We start from the raw sequence: 18149 nt of genomic DNA on the forward strand, positions 1-18149 counted from the left end.
TCCCGCCGGGACACGCGACGTCTACGGCAGATCACGCACCCATCGCCCGCACTCCTGCGGTCACCAGCACAGCGGCCGCGACGACAAGCAGGAAGGGGGCGCGCAGAACCAGCGCCACTGCAGCCGCGGCGAGCCCCGCGGCCCGCGCGTCCAGCACCAGAGCCTGCCCGTCGGCAAAGGCCTGCTGGGCCGTGAGCGCAGCCAGGAGAGCCACGGGCAGCAGGGCGGCGAGACGCCTCACGAGAGGCCTCGCAAGGGCACCGGCGGGCACGAGAAGCCCGGTGAGCTTGACGGCGTAGCACCCGAGGGCTGTCGCGCCGATCGCGATCCAGGTGTTCAACGGTCTCCCCCCTCCACGCCGTCACGCTGTACGCCGTCAGGGCCCCTACGACGGCCCTCCGCCCACAACACGACCGGCGCCGCGAGCGCGGCCACCAGAACGGGCACCCCGGCGGGCAGCACAGGCAGCAGCCCGAGCCCCAGCAGGACCGCGAGGCCGGCGACGGCCCGCTCGACCGCTGTCTTCATCATGGGCGCCAGCAACGCCAGGAAGACCGCGGGACCCGCCGCGTCCAGCCCCCAGGCGTCGGTGTCCTCGATGGCCCCGGCCCCCAGTGCGCCCAACAGTGTGGTGAGGTTCCACAGCACATACAGGCTGAGCCCCGTCACGCCGAACCCGATCCGCGCACCGCGCCGCGTGGGCTGCGCCAGCGCCACGGCCGCCGTCTCGTCGATGACCCACTGCGCGGCGAACGGACGCACCGCGCGCGGGAGGGCCAGCAACTGCGACAGCCGCAAGCCGTAGAACGCGTTGCGCACCCCCAGGAAGAACGCTCCCGCAGCCGCCGTCAGCGGATTGCCGCCCGCCGCGAGCGCCCCGACCAGCGCGAACTGCGAGGCACCCGTGAAGACCAACAGGCTGAGCGCACAGCTCTGCAACACCGTGAGCCCGCTCCCTGCCGAGGTCACCCCGAAGGCGAACCCGGACAGCCCGACGGCGACCCCAACCCCCAGGGCGTCCCTCACAACGGCGGAGTCGGGCTTCGCTCCGCCACCGCTCATGTCCTTGAGACCTATCTGCTCTGCCACCCGTCAGACGGTAGAAGCAGCCGGCCCCGCTCGTCTTGTACGTTCTTGCGCTCGCGCCGGTACGCCCCCGGAGGCACGCCCACGATCCGCGTGAAGTGCCGATTCAGATGCGGCTGGTCCGTGAACCCCACCGCGACGGCCGCCTCGGCCGGAGTCGTACCGGCATCCAGCAGCCGCCGCGCCCGGCGCACCCGCGCATCGGTCAGCCAGGCGTGTGGCGGCATCCCGTGCGCATCCCGAAACGCCCGCAACAACGCGAACGGGCCCGTCCCCAGCTCACCGGCCAGCCTTTCCAGCGTCGGCGGCTCGACCATCCGCTCCTCCAGGACGGCACGCGCGCGTTCCGCGACCCGGGCACCGGCTGTCCGTACGTCCCGCTGGGGCAGCTCCCCGCCGTTCAGCCGGAGCAGCCGAGTCACGGCAACCCGCAGCAAGGTGTCGGCGGCCAGCGCGTTCCCCTCCTCCGCGGCTCGCAACACCTGGTGCACCAGCCCGACGGCATACGGGTCGTCCAGCACCGGCCGGACGAACCCCGGCGTCCCTCGGATCACGGTGGTCTCGGCAGCGATCTCCGCCACCACCTCCGGCGACGGATACACGGCCCCGTACCGCCACCCGCCGGGAACCCCGGCTCGCCCCGTATGGGCCGTGTCCGGATTGACCAGAGCCAGCGCCCCCGCCCCCGCGTACTGGTCGGCCCCGCGATGATGAAAGACCTCGACCCCGTCAGCGATGGCGGCGATGACGAAGTGCTCGTGCGTATGCCGCACGAACGTCTTCCGGATATACCGAGCCCGCAGCAGGTCGACCCCCGGCAGCTCGGCGTACCGCCAGTGCCGCGCCCTCTCACCCGAACCCGCCATGCCCTCATTTTCCACCACGCAGGCAACCACCCCGCCCCGCCCACCTGCGAGAGCGCTCCCGCACCCGCGTACGGCGACAAGGGGACGTGTCGGGGGGGTGTGTCCGCCCGCAGCGGTTGGCGCGTCAACGCCGGCACCTCTCCAGGCAACCGATTCCGCGCCGTTCCGAGGATGGACACCCCCCGACACGGCCCCGCCCCCCCACGCATCCAAAGGCGCAACGCGCACCCCCAAGCACCCGCACAGGCGCCACAGGCATAACGGCCCAAGCCCGACGCACGCACCATCCCCCCAGGTCAGCCGCATTGTCAGTCCCCGGGTGCAGGATGGACACATGGTCAGCTCCGCACACCAGGCCCTCAAAGCCTTCTCCCCCGCGACCCGCGGCTGGTTCACGGGCGCCTTCGACGCGCCCACCGCCGCCCAGGCAGGCGCGTGGCAGGCCATCGCAGAGGGCTCGGACGTGCTGGTCGTCGCCCCCACCGGTTCCGGCAAGACCTTGGCCGCCTTCCTCGCCGCACTGGACCAGCTCGCCTCCACACCCCCACCCGCCGACCCCAAAAAACGCTGCCGGGTCCTGTACGTGTCCCCGCTCAAGGCCCTCGCGGTGGACGTGGAGCGCAACCTCCGCAGCCCTCTGACCGGCATCCGCCAGGAGTCCGTCCGCCTGGGCCTGCCCGAACCGGAGGTCAAGGTCGGCATCCGTTCCGGCGACACGCCGCCCGCCGAGCGCCGCGCCCTGTCCACCCGCCCCCCGGACATCCTGATCACCACCCCGGAGTCCCTGTTCCTGATGCTGACATCGGCCACGCGCGACGCGCTGGCGGGCATCGAGACGGTGATCCTGGACGAGGTCCACGCCGTCGCCGGCACCAAGCGCGGTGCCCACCTCGCCCTCTCCCTGGAGCGCCTGGACGAACTCCTCCCCAAGCCCGCCCGTCGCATCGGCCTCTCGGCCACGGTCCGTCCGGTCGACGAGGTCGCCCGCTACCTCTCCCCGCACCGCAAGGTGGAGATCGTCCAGCCGAAGTCCGGCAAGGAGTTCGATCTCTCAGTCGTCGTCCCGGTCGAAAACCTGGGCGAACTGGGCGGCTCCCCGGTCGCCGACGGCTCCGAGGGCGCGGAACGCCCCTCGATCTGGCCGCACGTCGAGGAGCGCATCGCCGACCTCGTGCAGGCCCACCGCTCGACGATCGTGTTCGCCAACTCCCGCCGCCTGGCGGAACGCCTCTGCAACAGGCTCAACGAGATCGCGTACGAACGAGCCACCGGCGAACCTCTGGACGAACACCACGCCCCCGCCGAACTCATGGGGGGTTCCGGCGCGGCCCAGGGCGCCCCGCCGGTGATCGCCCGCGCCCACCACGGCTCGGTGTCCAAGGAACAGCGTGCCCTCGTCGAGGAGGACCTCAAGGCCGGCCGCCTCCCGGCCGTGGTGGCCACCTCCAGCCTCGAACTGGGCATCGACATGGGGGCCGTGGACCTCGTCATCCAGGTCGAGTCGCCGCCCTCGGTGGCCTCCGGCCTCCAGCGGGTCGGTCGCGCCGGCCACCAGGTGGGCGCGGTTTCCACCGGGGTGGTCTTCCCGAAGTACCGCGGTGACCTGGTCCAGGCGGCGGTCGTCACGGAACGCATGCGCACCGGCTCCATCGAGTCCCTGAGGGTCCCCGCCAACCCGCTGGACGTCCTGGCCCAGCAGGTCGTCGCCATGACCGCGATGGACACCTGGCAGCTCGACGACCTGCTCGCGATCGTCCGCCGTGCCGCGCCCTTCGCCGCTCTCCCCGAATCGGCGTTCACAGCGGTCCTCGACATGCTCGCCGGCCGCTACCCGTCCGACGCCTTCGCGGAGCTGCGGCCGCGCGTGGTCTGGGACCGCGTCGCCGGCACGATCACCGGCCGCCCCGGCGCCCAGCGCCTCGCCGTCACCTCCGGCGGCACAATCCCCGACCGCGGCCTCTTCGGGGTCTTCCTCGCCGGTTCCGATCCCAAGAAGGGCGGCGGCCGGGTCGGGGAGCTCGACGAGGAGATGGTCTACGAGTCCCGGGTCGGCGACGTCTTCACGCTCGGCACCAGCTCCTGGCGCATCGAGGACATCACCCGGGACCGCGTCCTGGTCTCCCCCGCGCCGGGCGTCCCCGGCCGGCTTCCCTTCTGGAAGGGCGACCAGCTGGGCCGTCCGCTCGAACTGGGCCGCGCGGTGGGGGCGTTCCTGCGCGAGGTCGGCTCGCTGACCAAGGAGGACGCCCGCCTACGCCTCCTCGCCGCGGGCCTGGACGCCTGGGCGGCGGAGAACGTGTTGGCCTATCTGGAAGAGCAGCGCGAGGCCTGCGGCCACGTCCCCGACGACCGTACGATCGTCGTGGAGCGCTTCCGTGACGAGCTCGGTGACTGGCGGGTCGTCGTGCACTCCCCCTTCGGCGCACAGGTGCACGCCCCGTGGGCGCTCGCGCTCGGCGCCAAGCTCTCCGAGCGGTACGGCATGGACGCCCAGGTCATGCACGCCGACGACGGAATCGTCCTACGGTTGCCCGACGCTGACGTGATGAGCTTGGATTTGCTCGACCAGGAGCCCATGAGGGCGGGCACGGAATACGACGCCGAACAGGCGCCCGTCGCGGCGGCGGACGTCGTCTTCGACAAGGGCGAGGTCGACCAGCTCGTCACCGACCAGGTGGGCAGCTCGGCCCTCTTCGCGGCCCGCTTCCGCGAGTGCGCCGCCCGCGCACTGCTGCTGCCGCGCCGCAACCCGGGCAAGCGCACCCCGTTGTGGCAGCAGCGCCAGCGCGCCTCCCAACTGCTCCAGGTGGCAAGCGAGTTCGGTTCGTTCCCGATCGTCCTGGAGGCGGTCCGCGAATGCCTGCAGGACGTCTTCGACGTCCCCGGCCTGGTCGAACTGATGGGCGACCTGGAGTCGCGCAAGGTGCGCCTCGTCGAGGTCACCACCCCCGAGCCCTCCCCCTTCGCCCGCTCCCTCCTCTTCGGGTACGTCGCCCAGTTCCTGTACGAGGGAGACTCACCGCTCGCCGAGCGCCGCGCCGCCGCCCTCTCCCTCGACTCACGCCTGCTGGCCGAACTCCTCGGCCAGGCGGAACTGCGGGAACTGCTCGACGCCGAGGTGCTGACGGAGCTGGAACAAGAACTCCAGTGGCTCACCGAGGACCGTCGCGTCAAGGACGCCGAAGGCGTGGCCGATCTGCTGCGGCTGCTCGGCCCGCTCAAGGAGGCCGAGCTGACCGCGCGGGGCGCCGAGCCGCAGTGGGCCCAGGAGTTGGCCGGAGCCCGCCGCGCGATCCGGGTCCGCGTCGCCGGCGCCGATCACTGGGCGGCGATCGAGGACGCGGGCCGCCTGCGCGACGCTCTCGGCACGGCACTGCCGGTGGGCGTCCCGGAAGCCTTCATGGAGCCTGTCAAGGACCCGCTGGGCGACCTCCTCGCGCGCTATGCCCGCACCCACGGCCCGTTCACCTCGGCCACGGCGGCGGCCCGCTTCGGCCTGGGAGTGGCGGTCACCGAGGGCGCGCTGCAGCGGCTCGGGGCGACGGGCAGGGTCGTGCAGGGCGAGTTCCACCCGGCCGGGATCGGCCAGGAATGGTGCGACGCCACCGTCCTGCGCCGCCTCCGCCGCCGCTCCCTCGCCGCCCTGCGCCACGAACTGGAACCGGTGCCGCCGCCCGCGCTCGCCCAGTTCCTCCCCCAGTGGCAGCACATCGGCAAGGGTCACGGCCTGCGCGGCATCGACGGACTGGTGCGTGCCGTGGAGCAGCTGCAGGGCGCGTCCGTGCCCGCGTCCGCCCTGGAGAAACTCGTCCTCCCGTCCCGCGTCGCGAACTACACCCCCGCGATGCTCGACGAGCTCACCGCGGCCGGAGAGATCGTCTGGGCCGGCGCGGGAGCCCTCCCGGGCAAGGACGGCTGGGTCTCCCTCTACGTGGCGGACGCGGCCCCCCTGCTCCTCCCGCCACCCCACCCCCTGGAGCTGACGGCGCTCCACCAGTCCGTTCTGGACACCCTCTCCGGGGGCTACGGCCTGTTCTTCCGGCAGATCGCCGACCAGGTCCGCGCCACCACCCATCCCGAGGCCACCGATCCCCAACTGGCGGACGTCGTCTGGGACCTGGCATGGTCCGGGCGGCTCACGAACGACACGCTCACCCCCATGCGCTCCCTCCTGGGCTCGGGCCGCACCGCCGGTTCCACGGCCCACCGCGCCAAGCGGACCGTCCCGCGCGGTCGCTACGGCTCCCTCACGGCCGCCGCCCGCCCCGCGTCCCGCACCGGTCCGCCGACCGTCGCCGGCCGTTGGTCCCTGCTCCCGGACCGCGAGGCCGACCTCACCGTGCGCGCTCACGCCCTGGCCCGTGTCCTACTCGACCGGCACGGCGTGGTGACCCGCGGAGCCGTCTCCGCGGAGGGCGTCGAGGGCGGATTCTCCGCGGTGTACCGGATCCTGTCCGCCTTCGAGGACAGCGGCCAGGCACGGCGTGGCTACGTGGTGGAAGGACTCGGCGCCGCGCAGTTCGCCATGGACGGCGCGGTCGACCGCCTCCGCGCGGTGGCCAATGCCCGCGACCGGGGCGAAGCCCTGCCACTCCCGGCCGCTCCCGACGCTCAAGACGGCTTCGGCCCGCACACGCCCTTCGCGCCAACCGCCTTCGACTCGGCCTCCGACCCCTTCGCGTCACCCGCCCCCCAGACACCCGACGGTCCGAACCCGGCCGATGGCCACACAGACCAAAGGCCCCCTGCCCTCGGCCCCGGCTTCACCGAGGACTGGCCGCCCTTCCCCGCCCCCACCTCGCGGAGCGAGTGGACCTCCCCCCGCGACTTCCCTCCACCGGCCGGCCCCGCCTACGGCCCGTACGCCTCCTCCTCCGCAACCCGCCGCACCCCAGACGCCCGAGCCGTCGTCCTCGCCGCCGCCGACCCCGCGAACGCCTACGGCGCGGCTCTCCCCTGGCCCGATCCCCCGACCGACGCCGGTCACAAGCCGGGCCGCAAGGCGGGCTCCCTGGTAGTCCTCGTCGACGGTGAGCTGACGCTCTACATGGAGCGGGGCGGCAAGACCCTGCTGGCCTGGCCCTCCGACCCGGCCGGCACGGCCACCGACGATCCGCGTCTCCAGGAGGCGGCCCAGGCCCTCGCCACCGCGGCCAAGGCAGGCTCCCTGGGCACCGTCACCGTGGAGCGCGTCAACGGCGCCTCAGCCCTGACGTCCCCCATCGGCACCCTGCTGGAAGGAGCGGGCTTCATCGCCACCCCCCGCGGCCTGCGCCTTCGCGCCTGACGGCAAAGCCACCACAGCCCACCCCCGCGACCCCACCCCCGCAAACCCCACGGCCCACCACCGCACCCCACAAACCACCCCGCGACCCGCACCACCCCGCCCCCACCTCCGCACGACGCACCCCCCACCCCCACCCCGTGCCACCCTTGACCCATGCCCGAAGGAGACACGGTCTGGCAGGCCGCGAGGCGGCTGCACGGCGCCCTCGCCGGCAAGGTGCTGACCCGCAGCGACCTCCGCGTGCCGAAGTTCGCCACGGCCGACCTCACGGGACGCACCGTCCTGGAGGTCACTCCGCGCGGCAAGCACCTCCTGACCCGCGTCGAGGGCGGCCTCACCCTCCACTCGCACCTGCGGATGGACGGCTCCTGGAAGGTGTACGCCAACAACCAGCGCTGGACCGGCGGCCCGACCCATCAGATCCGCGCGATCCTGGGTACCGCCGACCGCACGGCCGTCGGCTACCGCCTCCCCGTACTCGAACTCCTGCGCACCACCGACGAACACCGCGCCGTCGGCCACCTCGGCCCCGACCTCCTGGGCCCTGGCTGGAACCCGGACCAGGCCCTGGCCAACCTCCTCGCCGACCCCGCCCGCCCGCTCGGCGAGGCCCTGCTCGACCAGCGCAACCTCGCCGGCATCGGCAATGTCTACAAGAGCGAGCTCTGCTTCCTCCTCGGCGTCACCCCCTGGCTGCCCGTCGGCGCCCTCCCCGCCGACCGCGCCGCTCAGCTGCCGGCACTGGCCAAGAAGCTCCTGGAAGCCAACCGCGACCGCCCGATCCGCACCACGACGGGCCGCAGAGGCCAGGACCTGTTCGTGTACGGCCGCGCACCCCGCCCCTGCCTCCGCTGCCACACCCCCGTCCGGGTGGCCGACCAGGGCGACGGCTCCCGCGAACGCCCCACGTACTGGTGCCCGACCTGCCAGGCAGGACCGGCGCCGACCAGCACCCCGCACGGCAGAACACCGCGCCCTACGACCAATTGACGATCCGTCAGAAACCCTCGTACCGTCCCTTTCATGCCCTTCAAGGCGTACGACCTCACCGGCCGCACCGCATTCGTCACCGGCGCCGCCAGTGGCATAGGCCGCGCGTCGGCCCTGCTGCTCGCCGCGGCCGGCGCCACCGTGCACTGCGCGGACCTGGACGCACCGGGCCTCGACGAGACCGCGAGAGCCGTCAAGGCCACCGGCGGCATGGCCCGCATCCACCACCTGGACGTCACCGATCGCGAGCAGCTCCACGAGGCCGTCGCCTCCTGTGAGCGGCTGGACGTGATGGCCGCCGTCGCCGGCATCATGCACAGCAGCCCGGTCCTCGAGACCCGCGACGAGGACCTCGACCGGGTACTGAACGTCAACTTCAAGGGAGTCCTGTACGCCTGCCAGGAGGCGGCCCGTCTGATGCTCGCCCGGCACACCAGGGGCAGCATCGTCACGATGGCCTCGGGCGCCGTGGACACCGGCGGCCCCGGTCTGCTCTGCTACGGCGCGGCCAAGGCGGCCGTCGTCCAGCTGACGAAGACACTCGCGACCGAGGTCGGCCGGCACGGCATTCGGGTCAACGCGGTCGCGCCGGGCTGGATCCGCACTCCCATGACCGACCGGCGCGACGCCGAAGCGCAGGCGCACACCGAGTCGCTCATGGCCCGGAGGTCACCACTGGGCCGGGTGGGCGAACCGGAGGACGTCGCCCAGGCGGTGCTCTACCTGGCCTCCGACGCCTCGTCCTTCACGACGGGCCAGATCCTGCGTCCGAACGGCGGTGTGGCGATGCCGTGGTAGACCGCGTCACCCGCCAGGCCGCCGCCCACCGCCCCGAAGCCACGGCCCCCGCGGCCCGGTCCTTGGGCACACAGTGCACCGGCAGCAGACTCAGCCCCCATCCACCAGCCGCCACCGCCCCCTCCAGCACCCCCGCGTCCGGCGCCAGCGCGAGCCGCAGCACGGCCCACCACCACAGCGCCCCGAGCCCGAGAAGCGCCCCCCAGCGCACTATCGGCCCCGCCATGGACGTCACCTCCAGCCCGACCAGTCCCGACGCTAGGCCGCCGTCTCACCCACGGGGAGGGCGCACCGGCGGCACACAGGAGCACCGCCCGTCACTCGATCCCGGCCAGGCACAACCCAGCTCCACCATGACCGCCCCGCACCCCACCGGCAAACGGACCCGAGACAGCGAATCCCGAAGCGGACGAGGCCCCGAACCAGGCGAGGACGACCGCCGGGGAGCCGGTACCCGAACCGGAACGCGCCCCCGACCGGCAACGCGGGCGACTGGCGCGAGAGCGTGCTGAGAAACGCCACCGACAAACTCCCGGACGACCTCGAAGACGCCCACCGGAAGCTGGTCACGCCCCGACTGGCCGTGCACAAGGGGGAAGTGGCCCGTCGAGCGACCCTCCGCCACCTCCCCCTGGCCGTCGTCAGGGTGCACGCCGACCCGCACCGCGACTACTACGTCTACCCCTCCCGCACCGGCATCGAGGTCGNCCGGGGCCTCACACACGTTCTCAGCGCAGTCGCACGCGATCAACGCACGTCAGCACAGGCACACCCGCGTGAATGTCACGCGGCGACCACGTCCACCGCTTCGGCGGGCGCCTTGATCGTCACCCGTTCCGGTGGCACACCGGCCACCGAGACGGAACCCAGCATCGGGCGAACCGGCGTCGGCACAGGTTCGCTGGGGGTGGCCGCAGCAGACTGGGCCAGCTCGGCGAGGGCGAGCTCGTCGCTCACTTCCCGCATGAGCTCGGACATCCGTACGTCCAGCGCGTCGCAGATGGCGGAGAGCAGCTCGGAGGAAGCCTCCTTCTGCCCCCGCTCCACCTCGGAGAGATAGCCGAGTGAGACTCGGGCGGACGAGGAGACTTCGCGCAGAGTACGGCCCTGGCGCTGGCGCTGCCGACGCAGCACGTCACCCAGCAGGCGACGGAGCAGAATCATCGGTGGCTCCCTCCTCGGACCGCGTAGCCGCATCCTTCTCGCCCCACCGTACCGCCTTGCGCCGCGGCCGTGCGGGGAGCGATGTCGTGTTCACTCAGGGCTGCAAACATCAAAACCCCCCGTTCCGTTCCGTATCCTGTGCCCGTTCATTCCCGGTCTGTTGGCTCGCAAGCCCCTCCAGGAGCAGTGCGAGTACGCTCCGTACACTCTCCATACGAATTTCCGCACGGTCGCCGTTCAACCGCAGTGCGGTCACTTTCCCGCCATCAATCGCGCCGGAAGACCCCGCGAGGGGCCCGTCGACGGCCACGAAAACCGTCCCGACGGGTTTGCCGTCCTGCGGTTCCGGACCGGCGACTCCGGTGGTCGCGATACCCCAGTCGGCGCCGAGTGCCTTGCGCACTCCGGCCGCCATCAGACCCGCGACCTGCGGATCCACCGCTCCGTGCGCCGCCAGCAGAGCGGCGTCGACGCCCAGCAGTTCATGCTTCAGCTCGGTGGCGTAGGCGGTCACCGACCCCCTGAAGGCCTTGGAGGCCCCGGGGACCGCTGTGATTTCCGCCGCCACCAGCCCGCCCGTGAGCGACTCGGCGACGGCGAGCGTCTCACCCTTCACCGTGAGTAGTCGTACCACTTCTACGGCCACGTCCGCGGCCGGGGAACTCACGCTTCCGTCTCCTCCAACGCCGCCTTGCGCTCGGCGATTCCCTGCCGGCGCAGCACAATGGCCTGTCTCACATAGTCCAGCCCGGTCACGACGGTCAGCACGACCGCGGCCGCCATCACCCAGAACCTCAGGGTGGCCAGCCATCCCGTCAGCGCCAGGACGTACATCCCCACCGCGACGCCCTGCGTGAGGGTCTTCACCTTGCCGCCGCGGCTCGCGGGAATGACGCCGTACCGGATGACCAGGAAGCGCAGCAGCGTGATCCCGAGTTCCCGGCCGAGGATGACGGCCGTCACCCACCACGGCAGGTCGCCGAGTGCGGACAGACAGATCAGCGCCGCCCCCATGATCGCCTTGTCGGCGATGGGGTCGGCGATCTTCCCGAAGTCGGTGACGAGGTCGTACGTGCGGGCCAGATGCCCGTCGAAAAGGTCCGTGATCATGGCGACGGCGAACGCCGCCCAGGCGAACGAACGCCACGCCGGGTCGTCGCCGCCGTCGGCGAGCATCAGCGCGACGAAGCCGGGGACGAGGAGCAGCCGGAGCATGGTCAGCAGATTGGCGATGTTCCAGACGCTGGCCTGGTTGACGGCGGCCGCCGCCAGCTTCCCGCCACGCGCGCTCTTCGATCCGGAATCAGCACCCGAGGCAGACGAGGCCGGCGAGACGGGCGAGACCGACGAGGCGGCAGAAGCGGCGGGGGCAGCCGCGGCACCGGAGACGGCACCGGACGCGGAGACGGCACCCGAAGCCGCCGTGCCCGCGGCCGCGCCCTTCGCGGCGGAGGAGCCACCCGCAGCGGACGCCGGGACTCCGGTCATCTCCCCCCCTCCTCACTACCTGCGAGCGAGCCCTGCAGCGGCTCGGCGATGAGGTCGACACCTTCCGTGCCGACCACCTTCGCCTCGACCATACGACCGACACTCAGGCCCTCGCCGCTCGTGAGCAGCACTTGGCCGTCGGTCTCGGGCGCCTGGTGCTCCCCACGGCCGTACACACCCTCGACGGGGTCCACCGACTCCACGAGCACCTGCACGGTCTCGCCCACGCGCTCCTCGGCCCGCTGCGAGACGAGTTCCTCCGCCAGCCGGGACACCCGGGCAAGCCGCTCGGCGACGACGTCCACGTCGAGCTTGTTCTCGTACGTCGCCGCTTCGGTGCCCTCCTCGTCGGAGTACCCGAAGACGCCGATGGCGTCCAGCCTCGCGCCGTTCAGGAAGCGCTCCAGCTCGGCGAGGTCGGCCTCGCTCTCGCCCGGGAAGCCCACGATGAAGTTGGAGCGCACACCGGCCTGGGGTGCCTTGCTCCGGATGGTGTCGAGGAGCTCCAGGAAGCGGTCGGTGTCGCCGAAGCGGCGCATCGCGCGCAGCACGTCGGGCGCGGAGTGCTGGAAGGACAGGTCGAAGTAGGGCACGACCTTGGGCGTGGAGGTCAGCACGTCGATCAGGCCGGGCCGCATCTCGGCCGGCTGGAGGTAGCTGACGCGCACCCGCTCGATGCCGTCGACCTCGGCGAGCTCGGGCAGCAGGGACTCCAGCAGGCGGATGTCGCCCAGGTCCTTGCCGTACGACGTGTTGTTCTCGGAGACCAGCATGATCTCCTTGACGCCCTGCTCGCCCAGCCACCGCGTCTCGTTCAGCACATCGCTGGGGCGGCGCGAGATGAAGGAGCCGCGGAAGGACGGGATGGCGCAGAAGGAGCAGCGCCGGTCGCAGCCGGAGGCGAGCTTCACCGAGGCGACCGGAGAACCGTCGAGGCGGCGACGCAGGGGCGCACGGGGGCCGGAGGCCGGAGCGAGGCCCTCCGGCAGGTCGGACGCGGCGCCGTGCCCGGGCAGCGCGACGTCGGAGACCGACTGCCGCTCGGCAGGGCTGATCGGCAGCAGCTTGCGCCGGTCGCGCGGGGTGTGGGAGGCGTGGATTCCGCCGTTCAGGATGGTCTGCAGCCGGTCGGAGATGTCGGCGTAGTCGTCGAAGCCGAGCACGCCGTCCGCCTCGGGGAGAGCCTCGGCGAGGTCCTTGCCGTACCGCTCGGCCATGCAGCCCACCGCCACGACGGCCTGGGTTCTGCCGTGTCCCTTGAGGTCGTTGGCCTCCAGGAGGGCGTCGACGGAGTCCTTCTTGGCGGCGTCGACGAAGCCGCACGTGTTGACGACGGCCACGTCAGCGTCCGAGGCGTCCTCCACGAGGGCCCAGCCGTCCGCCTCCAAGCGGCCTGCGAGCTCCTCCGAGTCCACCTCGTTACGGGCGCAGCCAAGAGTGACGAGTGCGACGGTACGGCGTTCAGGCATGGGCTCAAGACTACTTCGTCCCACTGACACCCCACGTCGACGGGGTTGGCCGATCTTGGCCAACCCCGTCCGTACCCGTCCGGTCCTAACCGACCTGGGGGTCACCCTTCGTATACGTGAGCCGCTCCACGGCCCCCGGCTGCCAGTCGTCGTCGATCTTCTTGCCGTTCACAAACAGCTGAATCGCCCCGGCGTCACCGAGGACGAGGTTGACCTTCTGGCTGTCCTGGAAGGTCTTGGACTCGCCCTGCTTGAGCAGCCCGTCGAACAGGGTCCGCCCGTTGTGGTCCTTGGCCAGGATCCAGCTCTTGCCGTCGGCGGCGCTGACCTGGACGGTCACCTTGTCCTGGGGCGCGGCGGCGATGGCGCTGTCCGAGGGTTCCGGCTTCGTGTCCTCGGACTTGTCGTTCTTCGGCGTGGGCGAGGCGGCCTTGCTGGTCGCCGGCTTGGAGCCGTCGGCGACCTGCGTGGTCGCACCCCCGTCGTCGTCACCGCCCTCGAACGCGGTGAACCCGACGAAGCCGACCACGGCGACGATCGCGGCGACCATGGCCGCGGTCCAGTTGGGCCCGCGCCGCTCGGGACGGATGCGTTCCGCCTCGAACAGCGGAGCCGCCGGGGTCGGCGCCGGACGCCCGCCGTGATCGTCGTCGTACTGGGCGAGCAGCGGTGCGGGATCGAGATGGACAGCCTTGGCCAGGGTCCGGAGGTGCCCGCGGGCGTAGACGTCACCGCCGCAGGGCGCGAAGTCGTCCGCCTCGATGGCGTGCACGATGGCGATGCGGACCCGGGTGGCGGAACTGACGTCGTCGACGGTCAGTCCGGCCGCGATACGCGCCTGCTGGAGGGCACGACCGATCGAGGGGCGGGCTTCCTCACGGTCGTCTTCGAACGGACGCTCGTCTTCAGGGGAGTTGCCGAGGGACACGGGGGCGCCTTTCGAGCGTTTTAGCCGCCTGTGCTGGAGGTTCAGTCTAGGGGGGGTAAGAAAGGGTGGGGCAACCGGGCGGTGGCACTTTGTACGCCATCGGAATGGCCGGACACGCCGATGGCGGGGCAGCATCTTTCTTGCTTCCCCCAACTTGACGTACGCCGAAGGGAAACGGTTGCTCAATGATCCCTTACGAGTGAGTCACGATCGAACAGCGGCCTTGGGACTCCCTTTAAGCCTCCCCGCGGATCACCGCGAGCACTCCGTCCAGCTCGTCAGCCTTCACAAGAACGTCACGAGCCTTCGAACCTTCGCTCGGCCCGACGATCCCCCGGGACTCCATGAGGTCCATAAGCCGTCCCGCCTTGGCGAAGCCGACCCGCAGCTTGCGCTGCAGCATGGAGGTCGACCCGAACTGCGTGGAGACGACGAGCTCGGCCGCCTGGCACAGCAGGTCGAGGTCGTCGCCGATCTCCTCGTCGATCTCCTTCTTCTGCTTGGTGCCCACGGTGACGTCGTCCCGGAAGACCGGCGCCATCTGGTCCTTGCAGTGCTGGACGACCGCCGAGACCTCGTCCTCCGTCACGAAGGCGCCCTGCATACGGGTGGGCTTGTTCGCCCCCATCGGCAGGAACAGCCCGTCACCCTTGCCGATGAGCTTCTCGGCGCCGGGCTGGTCGAGGATGACCCGCGAGTCGGCGAGCGAGGAGGTGGCGAACGCGAGCCGCGAGGGCACGTTCGCCTTGATCAGACCCGTGACGACGTCGACCGACGGACGCTGCGTGGCGAGCACCAGGTGGATGCCGGCCGCGCGCGCGAGCTGTGTGATCCGCACGATCGAGTCCTCGACGTCGCGCGGGGCGACCATCATCAGGTCGGCGAGCTCGTCCACGATCACCAGCAGGTACGGATACGGCTGGAGCTCCCGCTCGCTGCCCTCCGGCGACTTCGCCTTGCCGTTGCGCACGGCTTCGTTGAAGTCGTCGATGTGCCGGTAGCCGTACGCCGCCAGGTCGTCGTACCGCAGATCCATCTCCCGTACGACCCACTGGAGCGCCTCGGCAGCCCGCTTCGGGTTGGTGATGATGGGCGTGATCAGGTGCGGGATGCCCTCGTACGCGGTCAGCTCGACGCGCTTGGGGTCGACGAGGACCATGCGCACGTCCTCGGGGGTCGCCCGGACCATGACCGACGTGATCAGGCAGTTGATGCACGACGACTTACCGGAACCGGTGGCTCCGGCGACCAGCACGTGCGGCATCTTCGCGAGGTTGGCCATCACATAGCCGCCCTCGACGTCCTTGCCGAGCGCCACCAGCATCGGGTGGTCGTCCTCGGCCGCCGCCGCGAGACGCAGGACGTCACCGAGGTTGACCATCTCCCGGTCGGTGTTCGGGATCTCGATGCCGACCGCCGACTTGCCGGGGATCGGGCTGATGATCCGTACGTCCGGGCTGGCGACGGCGTACGCGATGTTCTTGGTCAGCGCGGTGATCCGCTCGACCTTGACGGCGGGGCCGAGCTCGACCTCGTAGCGCGTGACCGTCGGCCCGCGCGTGAAGCCGGTGACGGCGGCGTCGACCTTGAACTCGGAGAAGACGTTCGTGAGCGAGGCGACGACCGCGTCGTTCGCCGCGCTGCGGGTCTTGCCTGGCCCCCCGCGCGTGAGGAGGTCGAGCGAGGGCAGCGCGTAGGTGACGTCGCCGGACAGCTGGAGCTGCTCGGCGCGTGCGGGCAGGTCCCTGGGTACGTCGGGCGCCGCCTTGGTGAGGTCCGCGACCCCTGTGTCGAGCTTCTCCTGCTTGGGCCGCGCTGCCGGCACCGGCGTCGGGGTAGGGGTAGGGGTCGGGGCCGGCGTCGCTTCCTCGCGCTCCCCCCCGCTCACACCGTGGGTGAGGTCGGCGACGATCGGAGAGGGCGGCATGCCGTGCATCACGGCACCGTCGAGCGCGGCGGCGGCCGCCGCGGCGACGTCCACGGCGTCCAGCGGACGCTCCAGGTCGGGCTGCGGCACGGCGGAGCGCCGGGGACGCCCACGACGCCGCGAGAGGGCCTCGTGCTCCGCGCCGTCGGGGTCGTACGCCGCGGGGGCCGGGCCGCGCTTGCGGGGCCGCGCGGGCAGTGCGTCGCGCCACTGGTCGTCGTAGCGCTCGTCGTCCTCCCCGAACTCGTCCTCGGACGGGTCGTGCACGATTCCGAGCCGCACCCCGAGCAGCCGCAGCCGCTGCGGGATCGCGTTGACCGGGGTGGCCGTGACCACCAGCAGCCCGAAGACCGTCAGCAGCACGAGCAGCGGTACGGCGAGTACGTCGCCCATGGTGTACGTCAGCGGGGTCGCAGCTCCCCAGCCGATGAGGCCGCCGGCGTCCCTTATCGCCTGCATGCCGTCGCCGCGGGCGGGCGAGCCGCAGGCGATGTGGACCTGGCCGAGCACGCCGATGACGAGCGCGGACAGGCCGATCACGATGCGGCCGTTGGCCTCGGGCTGCTCGGGATGCCGGATGAACCGTACGGCGATGACCGCGAGCAGTATCGGCACGAGCAGGTCGAGCCGGCCGAAGGCGCCGGTCACCAGCATCTCGACGAGGTCGCCGACCGGACCGCGCAGGTTCGACCAGGTACCGGCGGCGACGATCAGTCCGAGGCCGAGCAGCAGCAGCCCGACGCCGTCCTTGCGGTGGGCCGGGTCGAGGTTCTTCGCGCCCTGCCCTATTCCGCGGAACACCGCGCCGACGGCGTGCGCGACGCCGAGCCAGAGGGCGCGCACGAGCCGGTAGATGCCCCCGGTGGGGCTGGGCGCCGGCTTCGGCGGCGCGGCCTTCTTCGCCGCGGCCTTCTTGGCGGGCGCCTTCTTGGCAGGGGCCTTTTTCGCAGCGGCCTTCTTCACCGGAGCCTTCGCCGGAGCGGCCGCCTTCTTGGCGGGCTTCTTGGCTGCGGAGGGACGTGAGGCCATAGGTGTGAGGTTACCGGTGGAGACGGCAGTGGACACGTGTGCCCGATGCTTCACCCGTTCGTGTCGCCCAGGAAAAGGCGCTGAACTGACGCAGGCTCACGCGCAACGGTGCCTGCGGCGCGCGTCAGTTCTGCGACGGCACCGAGGGAGAAGGCCCCGTGCCGGGCTCAAGCGCGTCCAGCGCCCGCCGCAAACCCGTGAGTTTGCGTTCGAGATGCGCCGCCGTGGCCACAGCCGCCGCGTCCGCTGAGTCGTCGTCCAGCTGCTTCGACAGTGCCTCTGCCTGCTCCTCCACCGCCGCCAGCCGCGCCGACAGCTCGGCGAGCAGCCCCGCGGGCTCCTTCGCCTCCCCCGCCGCCGCCTTGCCGCCGCCGCCCTCCAACTGGAGCCGCAGCAGCGCCGCCTGCTCCCTCAGCTGGCAGTTCTTCATGTACAGCTCGACGAAGACGGAGACCTTGGCGCGCAGCACCCAGGGGTCGAACGGCTTGGAGATGTAGTCGACCGCGCCCGCCGCGTACCCGCGGAAGGTGTGGTGCGGTCCGTGGTTGATCGCGGTGAGGAAGATGATCGGGATGTCCCGGGTCCGTTCTCGCCGCTTGATGTGCGCGGCCGTTTCGAAACCGTCCATGCCCGGCATCTGGACATCCAGCAGAATGACCGCGAAGTCGTCCGTCAGCAGCGCCTTGAGCGCTTCCTCCCCGGACGATGCCCGCACCAGTGTCTGATCGAGCGCGGAGAGGATGGCCTCCAGCGCGAGCAGATTCTCCGGCCGGTCATCGACCAGGAGGATCTTGGCCTTCTGCACCATGGCCCGCCCTCCTCGCCCCGGCGTGGGGCCTCCCCAGTCCGCAGGACTTGGGGTGACGCCGACCGGCGCCGCCCCAGGGGACGACTCCCTTGCGCCGCCCGTCCTTGTGCCGGTCATCGTAGCCGCACCCCGCCCGTCGCCACACCCTGTCACCGTGATGTCACTGTGCACGAAGCAGAAACGCGGCGGGAGACCGGAAGGTTCCCCGAATCCCGTACTTCTACACGGCTTCCGCCACCCAGAGTCAGCAACGCCGGGTCTTCACCGAGGCTTCCCGCCACATCGACACGAAGCCCACGCAAAGCCCGA

At 71.5% G+C, this 18149-nt stretch carries 14 protein-coding genes; 3 read left to right on the top strand and 11 right to left on the bottom strand.

Going from position 1 to position 18149, the window contains the following annotated elements:
- Positions 1-31: 31 nt before the first annotated feature.
- Genes ACWBNA_RS37545 through ACWBNA_RS37555 form a run of 3 tightly spaced genes read right to left on the bottom strand, consistent with a single transcriptional unit; the run spans position 32 to position 1952 of the window.
- Positions 32-340, bottom strand: a complete 309-nt coding sequence (locus ACWBNA_RS37545; RefSeq protein ID WP_482709024.1) for an AzlD domain-containing protein — start codon at positions 338-340, stop codon at positions 32-34.
- Positions 337-1062, bottom strand: coding sequence for an AzlC family ABC transporter permease (locus ACWBNA_RS37550; RefSeq protein WP_482709039.1), 726 nt, complete (start codon positions 1060-1062; stop codon positions 337-339). Before ACWBNA_RS37550 ends, ACWBNA_RS37545 begins: the two co-directional genes overlap by 4 nt.
- 11 nt (positions 1063-1073) lie before the next feature.
- Positions 1074-1952 (bottom strand): AraC family transcriptional regulator, encoded by an 879-nt coding sequence (locus ACWBNA_RS37555; RefSeq protein ID WP_482709025.1) that lies wholly within the window; start codon positions 1950-1952, stop codon positions 1074-1076.
- 334 nt (positions 1953-2286) lie between these two features.
- Here ACWBNA_RS37555 and ACWBNA_RS37560 point away from each other — a divergent pair, with 334 nt between their 5' ends.
- The 3 genes from ACWBNA_RS37560 (at position 2287) to ACWBNA_RS37570 (ending at position 9027) form a co-directional block, all read left to right on the top strand.
- Entirely contained in the window at positions 2287-7239 is a 4953-nt protein-coding gene (locus ACWBNA_RS37560) for an ATP-dependent helicase (protein ID WP_482709026.1), read from the top strand.
- Between the two features lie 153 nt (positions 7240-7392).
- Positions 7393-8229 (top strand): Fpg/Nei family DNA glycosylase, encoded by an 837-nt coding sequence (locus ACWBNA_RS37565; RefSeq protein WP_482709027.1) that lies wholly within the window; start codon positions 7393-7395, stop codon positions 8227-8229.
- Positions 8230-8262: 33 nt separating this feature from the next.
- Entirely contained in the window at positions 8263-9027 is a 765-nt protein-coding gene (locus tag ACWBNA_RS37570; RefSeq protein WP_482709028.1) for an SDR family NAD(P)-dependent oxidoreductase, read from the top strand.
- Here ACWBNA_RS37570 and ACWBNA_RS37575 read toward each other — a convergent pair.
- From ACWBNA_RS37575 to ACWBNA_RS37610, 8 genes are all read right to left on the bottom strand, one after another.
- Positions 8975-9253 carry a hypothetical protein gene (locus ACWBNA_RS37575; protein ID WP_482709029.1) on the bottom strand — a complete coding sequence of 93 codons (279 nt, stop codon included), beginning with the start codon at positions 9251-9253 and terminating at the stop codon, positions 8975-8977. The two genes, ACWBNA_RS37570 and ACWBNA_RS37575, sit on opposite strands and share 53 nt — an antisense overlap.
- Positions 9254-9810: 557 nt before the next feature.
- Positions 9811-10191, bottom strand: coding sequence for a helix-turn-helix domain-containing protein (locus ACWBNA_RS37580; RefSeq protein ID WP_030044087.1), 381 nt, complete (start codon positions 10189-10191; stop codon positions 9811-9813).
- 109 nt (positions 10192-10300) lie between these two features.
- Positions 10301-10858, bottom strand: coding sequence for a CinA family protein (locus ACWBNA_RS37585; RefSeq protein ID WP_482709030.1), 558 nt, complete (start codon positions 10856-10858; stop codon positions 10301-10303).
- On the bottom strand, positions 10855-11679 hold the full coding sequence (pgsA, locus tag ACWBNA_RS37590; RefSeq protein WP_482709031.1) for a CDP-diacylglycerol--glycerol-3-phosphate 3-phosphatidyltransferase: 825 nt from the start codon (positions 11677-11679) through the stop codon (positions 10855-10857). Before pgsA ends, ACWBNA_RS37585 begins: the two co-directional genes overlap by 4 nt.
- Positions 11676-13148, bottom strand: a complete 1473-nt coding sequence (gene rimO, locus ACWBNA_RS37595) for a 30S ribosomal protein S12 methylthiotransferase RimO (RefSeq protein WP_482709032.1) — start codon at positions 13146-13148, stop codon at positions 11676-11678. Before rimO ends, pgsA begins: the two co-directional genes overlap by 4 nt.
- Before the next feature lie 85 nt (positions 13149-13233).
- Entirely contained in the window at positions 13234-14076 is an 843-nt protein-coding gene (locus ACWBNA_RS37600) for a helix-turn-helix domain-containing protein (protein WP_482709033.1), read from the bottom strand.
- 235 nt (positions 14077-14311) lie between these two features.
- Positions 14312-17032 carry a DNA translocase FtsK gene (locus tag ACWBNA_RS37605; protein WP_482709034.1) on the bottom strand — a complete coding sequence of 907 codons (2721 nt, stop codon included), beginning with the start codon at positions 17030-17032 and terminating at the stop codon, positions 14312-14314.
- A 124-nt stretch (positions 17033-17156) separates the two neighbouring features.
- Positions 17157-17840 (bottom strand): response regulator, encoded by a 684-nt coding sequence (locus ACWBNA_RS37610; protein ID WP_482709035.1) that lies wholly within the window; start codon positions 17838-17840, stop codon positions 17157-17159.
- Positions 17841-18149 lie beyond the last annotated feature (309 nt).

Source organism: Streptomyces sp. Q2 (assembly GCF_056820935.1).